The organism is Paenibacillus sp. FSL L8-0494 (assembly GCF_038003695.1).
Taxonomy (GTDB): Bacteria; Bacillota; Bacilli; order Paenibacillales; family Paenibacillaceae; genus Paenibacillus_AQ; species Paenibacillus_AQ odorifer.
The window spans coordinates 3,772,041-3,785,357 of sequence record NZ_JBBOPQ010000001.1 but is presented as its reverse complement, the minus strand read 5'-3'; the positions used below and the strand labels follow the sequence as shown (position 1 = coordinate 3,785,357).

The window sequence follows — 13,317 nt, the reverse complement described above, 5'->3', positions numbered from 1 at the left end:
CATATGGGGGCCAAGCTCCACAACACCATGTTAAAGCTTTCGAAGCCAGTTTGGTATGAACTGACCAGGGAGCCATGCTAACAAACCATTTAGGAGGAGACAAAACAATGCAATTCAAAAAATCATGGATCATGACTTTGGCTTTAACAAGCGTACTGGCACTATCGGCTTGCGGTAACGGCGGGGCAAACAACACAGGAGGAAACGCTGCAGCAACTAACGAAGGAAGCGGCGGCGCTGAAATAAGTGGTTCGATTCTGGCTTCTGGTTCAACAGCATTACAACCCTTGGTTGAGCTGGTAGCAGAGAATTTCATGGATAAAAACACTGGCGTGGACATTCAAGTTCAAGGCGGTGGCAGTGGTACTGGTCTTACTCAAGTAGCTGAGAAACAAGTAGATATCGGAAACTCTGACGTATTCGCAGAAGAAAAATTAAAAGATGCAGATGCAGAAAAAGCAGCAGCACTCGTAGATCATCAAGTAGCAGTAGTAGCGATCGCAGCAGTATCTCATCCTGATGCTGGTGTGGATAGCTTAACTAAACAACAACTGGTGGACATTTTCACTGGTAAAATCACTAACTGGTCTGAAGTAGGCGGAGCGGATCAAAAAATCCAAATCATCAACCGTCCAGGCAGCTCCGGTACTCGTGCAACCTTTGAAAGCTTTGCACTTGGAACCAAAACAGAAGATATCCCAGGTTCGATTCAAGAAGATTCCTCCGGTACGGTTAAGAAAATGATCGGTGAAACTCCAGGGGCAATCGGATACCTTGCTCTTTCTTACCTGGATGATTCCATTAAAACACTTAGTCTTGACGGTGTGGAAGCATCTGTTGATAATGTTGTTTCTGGTAAATACCCAGTTTGGGCTTACGAGCATATGTACACAAATGGTGAACCTAACGCAACAGTAAAAGCATTCCTCGACTTTTTCTTAACTGACGAAGTGCAAACTGGTGAAGTTGTTGAACTTGGATACATCCCAGCTGTTAAAATGCAAGTTGTTCGCGACGTTGCAGGAACTGTTACCGCTAAGTAATTTAATTCTAGGCAATGTTATTGATTAGAATCTCAAGTGATTAGAGGCGGATACATCTGCCTCTCTTTTCACTTTAGAAAGAGGGAGCAATTGAGGGTGAAACTAAAGAACTCACGATTCGAAAAACATCATATTGAAGATTTTGTTGGACGTACTTATATGTCCTTCTGTGTATTACTGTTGATAACAATCATTGTATCGATGGTATATTTTGTAGCGTCTAAAGGAATTTCAACCTTCACAAGTGGCAATGCTACAGTTTCTGAATTTCTATTCGGTACAAAGTGGTCGCCAGAAGCGGATACGCCTTCCTTCGGAGCTTTTCCATTTATCTCGGGGTCCTTCCTGGTTACTTTGCTTGCCGCATTGATTGCTAGTCCACTTAGCTTATGCGCTGCGTTATTTATGACTGAGATTGTTCCAGGGTGGGGCAAAAAATTACTTCAACCTGTTATTGAGCTTTTGGCAGGGATTCCTTCGGTAGTATATGGTTTCATCGGATTAAGTGTAATTGTACCGTTTTTACGCAACAACCTGCCGGGCCAAGGCATCGGGGTAGCTGCAGGCGCGCTTGTGCTCTCGGTAATGATTCTTCCGACGATTACAAGCGTGGCTGCAGACGCGCTGGCTTCATTGCCGCAAAACTTAAAAGAATCTTCCTATGCGCTTGGTGCCACCCGGTGGCAGACGATTTCGCGGGTGATTATTCCAACAACCTTTCCTGCCATAATGACAGGGATTGTATTGGGAATGGCTCGTGCTTTCGGTGAAGCACTCGCTGTACAAATGGTTATCGGGAACGCGCCATTCGTACCAAAATCACTCTTTGAGTCAGCTTCTACCTTGACCAGTGTGATCACACTCGGTATGGGGAACACGACCATGGGCTCACCTCACAATAATGCACTGTGGAGTATGGCACTGGTTCTCATGCTGATGACTTTCGTATTTGTCTTCTTTGTGAGAATGCTTGAAAGGAGAAATAAAATTTGAAGCCGAGAACCGTAAATAAAATTGCCACCAGTCTTATTGTATTTTTCGCGATGCTCATCGTTGCCATTCTACTTGGACTTTTGGGATATATCCTCTTTAGAGGCTTAAGCCATATCAGTTGGGATTTTCTTTTCTCCGCACCGCAAAAGATTCGTGCAGGTGGAGGGATCGGACCACAGCTATTTAACTCCTTATTCCTGTTAGTACTGACACTTATTATTACAGTTCCGCTTGGACTGGGTGCCGGTATTTATATGGCGGAATATGCTCGTCCCGGTAAGATTACCGGCTTTATTCGCTTGATTGTTGAAGTATTGTCATCTTTCCCTTCCATCGTAGTCGGCTTGTTTGGTCTATTGCTGATTGTTAACTATTTCAATCTAGGCTTCTCCTTAATCTCCGGTGCATTGGCATTGACGGTCTTTAATCTACCACTGATGGTGCGGATTACGGAGCAAGCTTTTCGTAGTGTTCCAAAACAACAAAAAGAGGCCGGTTTTGCACTAGGATTATCCAAGTGGAAAATTGTTACCTCGGTGTTGTTTCCGGTAGCATTACCTACAATTATTACAGGTACTATCTTGTCCGCTGGCCGTGTCTTTGGGGAAGCAGCTGCGTTGATGTTCACAGCAGGAATGAGTAGCCCTAGATTGGATTTCACCAACTGGAATCCACTTAGTGCGAATTCGCCACTGAATCCCTTCCGTCCAGCGGAAACGCTGGCTGTCCACATTTGGAAGGTCAACAGTGAAGGTCTAGCTCCAGATGCTGCACAGATTGCTGCGGGAGCTTCGGCGGTGCTTGTAATTATGGTGTTAATCTTCAATCTGGCAGCACGTTATTTCGGAAGATTTATTTATCGTAAGCTTACAGCTTCAAAAAGAATGAACTAATCATACAAATTAAAGTAGAGATGTAGGAGGAGTAATCGATGGGAACGTCGGCAACAGCAGTGCGTGAATCTTTTCAAACCGAAGACCTGAGTATTTTTTACGGAACATATGAGGCAGTAAAGGGGATAAGCCTTCCATTTGCTGAAAATACGGTTACTGCACTGATCGGCCCATCCGGCTGCGGTAAATCAACCTTTCTTCGTTCTTTGAACCGGATGAATGACGAAATTTCTGGCTCAAAAACAAAAGGAAGCATCTGGATTGATGGAGTGGATATTAATGCTCCGGGTACGGATGTGATTAAGCTGCGTCAGAAGATCGGGATGGTATGGCAAAAGCCAAATCCGTTCTATAAATCGATTTACGATAACATCGCTTTTGGACCTAAGTATCACGGCATTAAAGGCAAAAAGGCTCTTGATGAGATTGTTGAGAGCAGTCTTCGCAAAGCAGCATTGTGGGATGAGGTAAAGGATCGTTTAAAAGATTCAGCACTTGCACTTTCCGGTGGACAACAGCAGCGCCTTTGTATTGCTAGAGCGTTGTCGGTTAACCCGCAAATTCTGCTCTTGGACGAACCAGCATCAGCTCTAGACCCGGTCTCCACAGGTAAAGTGGAGGAGCTTATCAAGGAGTTGAAAGAAGAGCTTCGCATCGTTATTGTGACACATAATATGCAGCAGGCAGCTCGGATCTCTGATTATACCGCATACTTTTATCTAGGCTCCCTTGTCGAATATGATAAGACGGATAAAGTCTTTACCAATCCAGAGAATCAAATGACGCAAGAATATATCATGGGCCGATTCGGCTGAAGCTGTGAACATCGTTCTTTCGGGAACGGTGTTTTTTTGTGAATTCAAGAGTTGTGATTCGAATGGTTGCCTATTATTTGCAAAAGGCAGAAAGATGCTGTATCATTCGTGATAATGATTATCATTATTACTATATTAGGGAGTGGATCTTATGACGCAATCTCAACAGACTCAACAGAATAGTGTGGCCGAAATTATAAAAGAACGACGCTCGATTAAGCTTTTTAAAAAAGATCCACTTCCACAAGGCCTTTTAGAGGAATTATTAAATGTAGCGGTATGGGCACCGAATCATGGTGTGCGTGAGCCGTGGAGATTTATTGCTTTTCAAGGGGAAGGTTCGAAATTCCTAGCTGAATCTGCATTTGCTTTTGTAAAACGTGCTATAGCTGATCCAGAAGTGGCTGCTAAACGTAAAGAATATATCTCGAATATTCCATTAACAGTAATCGTAGTGATGCCTGAAGATCCTCGGCAAAGAGAGTGGGACGAGGATTTTGCAGCAGCGTCCGCACTAGTACAGAACTTCCAGCTCGCAGCTTGGGAACAAGGTGTAGGAACGATTTGGAAGACAGATCCATACATCAACAACCCTGAATTCCGCACTAAAATTGGTGTGAAGCCCGGCGAAAAAATTGTAGCCATGATCCATGCCGGATATCCGGAAACTGTACCTGACAGCCGTCCACGCACAGACGCTTCGGAGCTGCTGAAGATCGTAGACTTCTATCCAGAGAATGGCGTAGTGGAATAAGGAAAGTCGAAGGCATTCGTATATTAAAAGCGGAAAGATCATAAACATCGAAAAAGCGTCGAAATATCAAAAAGATCGAAAGATCATAAGCATCGAAAGATCAAAAGTATCCTTAGGGATGCTTTTTTTTGTTACTTTGACTAGCGATAGTAGGGGGAGGGCTACTGGGTGCTAGGTGCTGATCACGTTTCGCTGCTGGTTCCTCTGCTAATGTGGCTCAACCTTCTACTTACTTCCTAGTGATCTTTGCTGACCTCCAGCGGGCTTCATACAGACCTCCTACGCGCTCCCTAGTGATATCCTACTGACCTCCTACTAACCTCCTGCGGGTTTCCTACTGATCTCCGCATCGGACCGTATTGCAACTATTTGAGCTTTTGGAGTCATTTTGCAGAAGTATCGGACCACATAGCTCTTATAACCATGTAACTGTGCAGAATTGGTGTGGTTTTGAGTAAATAGCTGCAACTGGGTCCGATAGCACGTCAATTAGCTGCAAATATACGAAATAAGGACTCCTCAGTCCGATGCAACGGCGAATAAGCGAACTAACCCCAAACTAACCTAAACTAACTAAAGAACCTCATGTTGCGGACTGTATTGCAGCTATTTGAGCTTTTTGAGTCATTTTGTAGAAGTATCGGACCCCATAGCTCTTATTACCTTGTAAAGGCGCAGAATTGGTGTGGTTTTGAGTAAATAGCTGCAATTGAGTCCGATAACCCGCAGAAAACACTCGAATTTGCATTATAAGGTCATCTGAGTCCGAACTATTGGCAAAAGTGTACTTACATACTAGCCAAGGCGGCGAGTTAGGCATCGCAGCTGACTGGCTATGGACTCAGTTACAATCACTCTTCACCATTTGATCCAACGGTGGGGAGAAAGTATTTCCTGACGGAGAGGGAATGGAAAATGAAGTCTGGATCCTAACATGACACGTCGATCCTAAAGTGAAATGTTGATCCCAATAAACAAATGTAATATATAATGTACATAATGACCGATATAGATTACAATGGTGGAAAATGGAATGCATCACAAACATTAAAGGGAGGTTATGGAGTGGGAGAGAACAAAAACATCAAGTTAAAGCTGGCAAGGATCCAAAAGAATCTTTCCCAAGAACAGTTAGCGGAAGTTGTAGGGGTTACACGGCAGACGATCGGCCTGATTGAAGCTGGTAACTATAACCCGACGATTAAGCTGTGCATAGCCATCTGCAAGGCGTTAGATACGTCATTAAACGATATTTTTTGGGAGGATTAGTTGTGAAAGGGCCAAAGATTAAAGACGAACGAATTATCACAGAAATTCAGAAGTTTAGTACGCACGGATTATTGATTGTGTTAGTGGGATTTATGATCAGCCTTTTGGTAAAAGTATTTATCCTGGAATGGGACATCAAATATTGGGTAGATACTTTTGGGATTATGCTGTTAGGTTGCTTGTATGTTACCGTTTGTTGTGTCAAAGATGGGATATACCTGCTGCCGAGTAAGGAAGGAGAACTCAGACGGTTTAAGAAGATTCATTTAATATCGGGTGTTATCAGCACGATTATTTGGGCCACGCTAACATTTTTGCTTGATTTTAGAGAAGCGGGAGAAGTGGATATTAGAAAAAATATATCGAGTACTCTCGTGGGGGCGGTTGTTTTTTTCATAGGGATCACTTGGGCGATGTGGTACATAATTAATAAATCCAACAAAAATGCTGACAAGAACATTGAGAGTTAAATATTAAAGATTAAAGATTAAAGATAACAATCTCTTGCAAAACTAATATCATTAGTTTATATTTAAGCTAATATCATTAGTTTATCGGAGGGGTAAGGATGAGAGTAACACGTGAGGGTCATTTATTGCAGTTGACTTGGATGCCAAATTTTTTTCCAGTGAATTGTTACATTATTGAGGAAAAGGATGGATTGACTTTAATAGATGCCGCTATGCCATTTAGTCTAAAAGGAATTATGGATACTGAAGTGAAGCTAAATAAGAAGCTTACACGCATAATCTTAACGCATGCGCATGATGATCATATTGGGGCACTGGATGGACTAAAAAAGCAACGTCCAGAGGCTCAGGTGTACATCTCTGAGCGAGATTCGGCATTACTACGTGGAGATCGTTCACTTCGGGAAGGAGAACCTCAGACCCCTATTAAGGGAGGCGTGCCGAAGAAGATAGCTACAAAACCAGATGTCCTTCTCCACGAAGGGGATACCATTGGATCATTAACAGCGATTCACACTCCAGGACATACCCCCGGCTCTATGTCTTTCCTTGATTCACGCAGCGGTGCTGTAATCGTTGGGGATGCTCTTCAGACCTTCCGGGGAACTGCGGTGGCTGGAACCATCATCCCCCTGTTTCCTTTTCCAGCAATGGCTACATGGAATAAAGCTCAAGCTCTGAATAGTGCGATTAAGCTTCTAGAGTTATCTCCAGCTTTACTTGCTGTTGGTCACGGCAACTTACTGAAAGCGCCAAAGCAGGAGATGGAGAAAGCCATACGTAAGGCACAAATGATTCAGGATAGGAGTAATTAAATGTCACCTAGAGCAGGATTAGATCGTCACACACTAGTGATTAGAGCAGCAGAAATTGCCGATGATGAAGGTATAGAGGCCGTTACCTTGGCTGCATTAGCAGGTAAACTAGGTGTTCGTTCCCCGTCATTATACAACCATATAAATGGACTGCAGGATTTGCGGACTGGGCTCGCCATTTACGGATTAGAGTTATTATTTACAAGCATGTCGAACGCAGCTGAAGGATTAAATGGAGATGCTGCTGTACACGCGATGGGCCGGGCATATGTGGATTTTGCTAGGAGTAGACCAGGTCTGTATGAGACTACACTACGAGCGCCTGAGCAGGAGAACACGGAGCTTGAAGCGGCTGGTGAGCATATTTTGCAGTTTATAATTCAGGTGATGAAGAGTTATCAATTAGGCGAAGAAGGAGAACTTCATGCCGTAAGGGGATTACGGAGTATCCTGCATGGATTCGCCTCATTGGAGCAAAAGGGTGGATTCGGTATGGCGCTCGATACTAACGAGAGTCTAACCCGCTTGATTAGCACTTTTATAACCGGAATTGGAAATATGAAATCTGATTAAATTAGATCTAGGAGATGATGAACAAATGGGTCAGGAATATGAACAAGGTAGTGTCACCACTTATGGGGAAACAGCAGAGGTTATTGCGAAATTGGGGATTTTACCGCTTGCTGCGCTCATCCCCGGGCACCCGTCTTTAAACGGCTTAACTAAGCCCGAGAATTGGCATACTGGAACAGATTTAGATCCGTGGTCATGGCGTGCGCAGTTTCCAGGTGAGGGCCTTGCAGGATACGGAAAGTTTATCAAGAAAAAGGCTATTTTGGTCTCAAGGGAGTGGTTCCCGGCATTTGTAGCAGCAGCAGGCAGTACCAAATCTATTGAAGAGCGGTATAAGGATGGGTTGGCTAGTAAAGAAGCTGTGACCTTGCTGCAGATTGTTCGTGAACATGAAGGTATTGATACACGTAAACTTCGGGCAGAGGCTGATATGAAGGCAAAAGAAAAGAAAACAGCCTTCGATAACGCGGTTACTGAGCTGCAAGGATCTTTAGATATGGTGATCTCAGGCATCCAGCAACGTCTGAATGATGAAGGTGAAGTAAATGGTTGGAGCAGTACCTCGTTCGAGACGGTCAGTCACTGGATGTCAGATAACGGTTTATCCGCTTTTGAAGGGGATAGAGAAGAGGCCATAGCTTGGATACAATCGAAGATGAACGGGGTATGGTCGCCTACAGCAATAGCTTGGACAAACAAAGCATTCTCATGGAATTAATAAAAACGGTTAATCACTACTCCATAGAGAGTGATTAACCGTAAGCGTTTTCCAATAAAGTTATATCCATCACATTAAGGTTCCAACATAGGCGCCAAGTAAGCAATCAGGAAATACAAGAATCCAAAAAGCAGCATAACATAGGCAGTGTATTTAATAGCATTAGATGCAACAATTCTTGAATCTACCGGTGGTTGAATTTCTAGCTGTTCTTCTTCGATGCTGTCAACTTCTTTGGATACTGGGTCTCTCAACATGATAATCCCCTCCTTGGAAATTCAATCCTTAATTGTATTGTGACATATTTGTGAACGGAAATCAACAATAGTGTGAACAAATATTGAACAATTATTCAAATTTGGGCATTTTACCACCAGAAATGTTGTTGTTAAAACAAAAACAACCCGCTTACTCTCTAATTAGAGAGCTAAGCGGGTTGTTTGAAGTTGGTTCTATCTAGGATCTAACGGGTGTTGTTTAAGCCTTAAGCCCAATCCCCATTACGGAAGATAGGTACTGTTGTTCCATCATCGTTAATTCCGTCAATATTCATTTCAGGAGAGCCCATCATAAAGTCAACATGGGTATGGCTTTGATTCATTCCTTTTTCCAACAGCTGTTCCTTAGTCATCGTAATTCCTTCTTGAATTGTGAAGGCATAAGCTGCACCTAAAGCCAAATGACAGGAGGCATTCTCATCATACAACGTAGTGTAATAAAGAATACCGCTCTCAGAAATCGGAGAGTGGAAAGGTACCAAAGCAACTTCGCCAAGATAGGAAGAGCCTTCATCCAGCGCGATTAGTGATGCTAAAGTTTCAGCGCCTTCTTCAGCAGTAAAATCAATCACTTTACCGTTCTCAAAGGTCAGCGTGAAGTTATTGATTAGATTGCCGCCGTAGCTAAGTGGCTTAGTGCTGCTCACTTTACCATTAATACCAGACTTCAAAGGGGCAGTAAACACTTCTTCCGTAGGAATATTGGCTAAGAAAGGGACGCCCTTACCGTTCACAGCTCCAGCCTGACACCAGATGTGTCCTTCCGGCAACTCAATAGTTAAATCTGTACCAGGTGCTGTATAGTGCAGCTTGCGAAACTTACTTTCATTCAAGGAAGAGCAACGAGTTTTGAGTCCATCTAAATGGCGGCTCCATGCTTCAATAGGATCGTCCTGATCCGCACGTGTGGCTTTAAAGATGGCATCCCATAACAGTTCAACCTGCTGCTCGGATGGAGCGTCAGGGAACACTTTTGCAGCCCAAGAGGCTGATGGGAAGGCAAGACCGCTCCAGCTCGCATGATTTCCCATTAAGTACTCACGATATGGCGCTAGGGTCTGCCCAGAGATACGCTGATTATCGGCAATTCTTCCAGGTTCAACGCCTTTTAAAAGATCCGGGTCAGCAGAGATAATGGTTAGAAATGCCGCTCCCTTTTTAGCAAGATCCTCTAATTCATCGGCTTGCCACTGCGGCGGCTCCAGGAAGGAATCGGATGGAGCAAGATCATATCGTGTACGTAATACAACTTCATCACTATAATTCACCTTTACAAGTCTCGCGCCGGCTTCATAGGCTTTACGAACCACAAGTCGCACAAGCTCTGCGGATACAATATCTGCATTCACAACGAGTGTCTGACCCGGTTGAATATTAACGCCAATCTTCACGGCCAGCAATGCGTAATTCTCCAGCTTTTGCTTGAAATCCAACATAGTTTCTATTCCTCCCAATATCCTGTATCTCTTGTGTGCTTAAATTAGAACGCCCAGTTTCCATTCAGGAAGACAGGTTCTTCAGTTCCATCAGCAGTTATCCCGTAAATGTTCATCTCAGCTGACCCGATCATGAAATCCACATGGGTTACACTATTGTTGAGGCCATGCTCAATTAACTGCTCTGGATTCATGTCTTTACCGCCTTCTAAACAGAAGGCATAAGCCATACCTATAGCAAGGTGATTAGAAGCATTTTCGTCAAACAATGTGTTGTAATAAAGAATGTTGGATTCAGAAATAGGGGATTTATGAGGAACCAAGGCAACTTCCCCTAAGTATTTCGCTCCTTCATCCATACTAATGAGGTGCTCTAGCGCTTCTTGACCTTGCTCAGCAGTAACACTTACAATACGGCCGTTCTCAAAGCTAATAGAGAAGCCATCGATGATGTTGCCGCCATGACTAAGTGGCTTTGTGCTTCTTACAGTGCCATTAACACCAGTTTTTAGTGGTGCAGTGAAGACTTCTTCGGTAGGCATATTGGCTACAAAAGAATGACCTTTTGCATTAATGCTGTCTCCTTGTGCCCAGATATGGCCTTCAGGAAGCTCGATGCTAAGGTCAGTGCCAGGTGCTATGTAATGCAGCTTTTTATATTTTTTTGCATTGAGTACATTTGCTTTTTGTTCTAAGGTGTCGAGATGCTCCTGCCATGCAGCTACTGGATCTTCACGGTCAAGACGCACGGTGTGGAAAATGGCTTCCCAGAGTTTATCTACACGTTCTTCGGCTGGAACCTCAGGGAACACTTTATCCGCCCAAGCTTGACAAGGAACAGCTACAATACTCCAGCTAACTTTGTCGGACATTTGCATTTCACGATATTTGGTGAGGGCAGCTCCACGTACTTTTTGAAAATTGGAGATACGTACTGGATCAATACCTTTAAGTGCATCAGGATCTTCAGCGATCACGTTAAGGATAGCCGCACCTTTTTCGGCGAATTCAGTCATTTCACCTGCGTACCAAGTAGGAGGCTGAGTGAATACCTCTGGCGCAGCGTGTTCAAACTGTTGGCGTGTAATGCTCGCATCACTCCAGTTCACCTTAACTAAACTTGCTCCGATGGCATATGCCTTAGCGGTAATTAGACGTACGAAATCAGCGGCAAGAATCGGTGCATTCACCACTAGAATTTGCCCGGGTTGAACATTAACACCTATTTGTACAGCTAAATCTGCATATTTACTAAGCTTAGCCTGAAAATCAGTCATTGTAATTTCCTCCATTTACTAATAGTTTAGTACTTTACAAGCATTGTACTAAATTATTAACCGCCGGATGAAAAAAGTCAATTACGTGGAATTTACAGAGCAAAGAGAAGGAATTACAATCATTTCAATGATATACTGAAAGGGTAGCTGATTTGATGATAGGAAGGAAGATAAGTGGATGAATTTAGAGATCGTAAGTGCTGAAATGAGCCGTAAAGAAGATAAAAGTTATGTAGGGAGGACTGTATTCACTCTCGAAAATCATAAGGCTCCATATGAAATTACTTTCTTCAGTACAAGAGGAACGGAATGGGATTACAGTCTAAGCTTTGCGGGTGAGCCTGGGAGCGAGGAACAGTTCTTAGAAACGGATGCATTGCTGGAGAATGACGATGATGTGTACAATCAGTTGCTGGATGCGGCACTTGATCAACAAGAAATCGTGGAAGAATAATACTATTATTGATATGACGCCAGCGGCATTATCTGGTAGCCGCTGGCCATATCATGACTATCCAATCGTTATCTTACCTTCTGGGTAACGATACAGTTCTTTACTACCTTTTGGTTTCAAAGCATAAGCAAGTGTAAGTGGTCCGGTCCGGCCCATAAACATCAGGATAATCACTAGAACCTTTCCTGCCGTAGTCAGTTCCGGAGTAAGGCCCATAGATAAGCCTGAGGTTCCAAAAGCAGATACAGCTTCAAAAAGTACAGTTAGAAATTCAGCGCTCTCGGTCAAGGATAATAACATCGTAGCGATGACAAGCAGCATGAGAGACATTAATGTGATGGTAAGGGCTCTATATACATTTTCTTTAGCGATCCGGTGGCGAAACATTACAATATCTTCTTTCCCCCGTAATCGTGCAGCTACCGCAGTAACCAGTACGGCGAATGTAGTGATCTTAATTCCTCCACCCGTCGACCCAGGTGCAGCTCCGATAAACATCAATAGAATCATCAGAAATTGTGTGGATTGCCGTAAAAGTGGAACTTCAATGGTGGTGACACCACCAGATCGCGGAGTTACCGCTTGTAAAAAGGTCGCCCAAAACTTTCCGCTTGCACTCAAGGGCTTCAGCGTAGAATTATACTCCAGTAAGAAAAACAGCCCCGCACCAATAATAATCAATATAAGAGAAGTCCAAAGAACAACCTTTGAATGAAGAGTGAGTCTTCTGCGTTTAGGAAAGTCCATAAGATCAGACAGAACGATAAAACCAATCCCTCCAAGAAATATGAGGCTCATTGAGGTGAAGTTAACAATGGGATCATTTACAAAACGAGTAAGTCCGCTAAAGGGTCCATGAATATCACCGAAGAGATCAAAGCCTGCATTATTAAAGATAGATATACTATGAAAAATCCCATAATATGCTGCTTTCCCAAAGGGCATATCCATCATAAACCTTCCAGCAAACAACACGGCACCCGACAGCTGAATAACAAGAGAATAGATCAGGACTCTACGGATTAAGAGTACAATTCCCTGCATCGAATTTTGGTTCATAGATTCTTGCAAAAGGATTCGCTCTTTCAAGGATATCCGTTTATTAAGGACCAAGGTAATCAAAGTAGCCATCGTTACAAAGCCTAATCCTCCGATTTGAAATAAAATGAGTAGAACAACTTGTCCGAAGGTAGTTAGCTGAGTTCCCGTATCAATGACTGCAAGACCTGTAACACATGTGGCTGAAGTCGCCATAAACAAGGCATCGATAAAGGATATTTGTCCGGATGTTGAGGAGACCGGGAGACTAAGCAGAAAAGTCCCGGCAGTGATAAGGATTAAGAATCCTAGTGATAAAACTTTGGGCGGGGTCATTTTAAAACCACCGAAGTTCAGGTTAGCCAATGTAATTCTCCTGACGTACGTGATATTGGAGTAATGCTCACAGAATTATAACACAACTTACCAGCCCTTCCCTAAATGGAGGGAGGTAATTGACATATTTTATCGAATTATTCTAGAATAACACC

At 43.4% G+C, this 13,317-nt stretch carries 15 protein-coding genes; 11 read left to right on the top strand and 4 right to left on the bottom strand.

The window, feature by feature from the left end; all coding sequences use genetic code 11:
* The first annotated feature begins 107 nt into the window (after positions 1-107).
* The 10 genes from NYE35_RS17205 (at position 108) to NYE35_RS17160 (ending at position 8,343) form a co-directional block, all read left to right on the top strand.
* Positions 108-1,043 carry a phosphate ABC transporter substrate-binding protein PstS family protein gene (locus tag NYE35_RS17205; protein ID WP_076126671.1) on the top strand — a complete coding sequence of 312 codons (936 nt, stop codon included), beginning with the start codon at positions 108-110 and terminating at the stop codon, positions 1,041-1,043.
* Between the two features lie 90 nt (positions 1,044-1,133).
* Positions 1,134-2,036: a phosphate ABC transporter permease subunit PstC gene (gene pstC, locus NYE35_RS17200; protein WP_036687519.1), complete on the top strand. Its 903-nt coding sequence runs from the start codon at positions 1,134-1,136 to the stop codon at positions 2,034-2,036.
* Positions 2,033-2,929: a phosphate ABC transporter permease PstA gene (gene pstA, locus NYE35_RS17195; protein ID WP_036687518.1), complete on the top strand. Its 897-nt coding sequence runs from the start codon at positions 2,033-2,035 to the stop codon at positions 2,927-2,929. Before pstC ends, pstA begins: the two co-directional genes overlap by 4 nt.
* A gap of 38 nt (positions 2,930-2,967) precedes the next feature.
* Positions 2,968-3,744, top strand: a complete 777-nt coding sequence (gene pstB, locus NYE35_RS17190) for a phosphate ABC transporter ATP-binding protein PstB (protein WP_036687516.1) — start codon at positions 2,968-2,970, stop codon at positions 3,742-3,744.
* Positions 3,745-3,895: 151 nt separating this feature from the next.
* Complete coding sequence (locus NYE35_RS17185; RefSeq protein WP_076099095.1) at positions 3,896-4,498, top strand: nitroreductase family protein; 603 nt, start codon at positions 3,896-3,898, stop codon at positions 4,496-4,498.
* A 1,065-nt stretch (positions 4,499-5,563) separates the two neighbouring features.
* Positions 5,564-5,767 (top strand): helix-turn-helix transcriptional regulator, encoded by a 204-nt coding sequence (locus NYE35_RS17180; protein WP_036676881.1) that lies wholly within the window; start codon positions 5,564-5,566, stop codon positions 5,765-5,767.
* A 2-nt stretch (positions 5,768-5,769) separates the two neighbouring features.
* Positions 5,770-6,237 (top strand): DUF6773 family protein, encoded by a 468-nt coding sequence (locus NYE35_RS17175; protein ID WP_076099096.1) that lies wholly within the window; start codon positions 5,770-5,772, stop codon positions 6,235-6,237.
* 98 nt (positions 6,238-6,335) lie between these two features.
* Positions 6,336-7,052 carry an MBL fold metallo-hydrolase gene (locus tag NYE35_RS17170; RefSeq protein ID WP_341121766.1) on the top strand — a complete coding sequence of 239 codons (717 nt, stop codon included), beginning with the start codon at positions 6,336-6,338 and terminating at the stop codon, positions 7,050-7,052.
* On the top strand, positions 7,053-7,625 hold the full coding sequence (locus tag NYE35_RS17165; RefSeq protein WP_036676889.1) for a TetR/AcrR family transcriptional regulator: 573 nt from the start codon (positions 7,053-7,055) through the stop codon (positions 7,623-7,625). It abuts the gene before it with no gap.
* 25 nt (positions 7,626-7,650) lie between these two features.
* Entirely contained in the window at positions 7,651-8,343 is a 693-nt protein-coding gene (locus NYE35_RS17160; protein WP_076296601.1) for an AlkZ-related protein, read from the top strand.
* A 74-nt stretch (positions 8,344-8,417) separates the two neighbouring features.
* Here the strand turns inward: NYE35_RS17160 and NYE35_RS17155 are convergent, their stop codons facing one another.
* From NYE35_RS17155 to NYE35_RS17145, 3 genes are all read right to left on the bottom strand, one after another.
* Positions 8,418-8,600: a hypothetical protein gene (locus tag NYE35_RS17155; RefSeq protein ID WP_036676895.1), complete on the bottom strand. Its 183-nt coding sequence runs from the start codon at positions 8,598-8,600 to the stop codon at positions 8,418-8,420.
* A gap of 227 nt (positions 8,601-8,827) precedes the next feature.
* Positions 8,828-10,057 carry an aminopeptidase gene (locus NYE35_RS17150; RefSeq protein WP_076143602.1) on the bottom strand — a complete coding sequence of 410 codons (1,230 nt, stop codon included), beginning with the start codon at positions 10,055-10,057 and terminating at the stop codon, positions 8,828-8,830.
* 44 nt (positions 10,058-10,101) lie between these two features.
* The gene (locus NYE35_RS17145; RefSeq protein WP_038571402.1) at positions 10,102-11,334 is read right to left on the bottom strand and encodes an aminopeptidase; all 1,233 of its coding nucleotides are present in this window, start codon (positions 11,332-11,334) and stop codon (positions 10,102-10,104) included.
* Positions 11,335-11,512: 178 nt separating this feature from the next.
* On the opposite strand from NYE35_RS17145, the gene NYE35_RS17140 reads away from it, so the two are divergent.
* Complete coding sequence (locus tag NYE35_RS17140; RefSeq protein WP_038571400.1) at positions 11,513-11,788, top strand: hypothetical protein; 276 nt, start codon at positions 11,513-11,515, stop codon at positions 11,786-11,788.
* A 57-nt stretch (positions 11,789-11,845) separates the two neighbouring features.
* On the opposite strand, the gene NYE35_RS17135 is transcribed toward NYE35_RS17140, so the two are convergent.
* Positions 11,846-13,162, bottom strand: a complete 1,317-nt coding sequence (locus NYE35_RS17135) for a TrkH family potassium uptake protein (protein ID WP_036677378.1) — start codon at positions 13,160-13,162, stop codon at positions 11,846-11,848.
* Positions 13,163-13,317 lie beyond the last annotated feature (155 nt).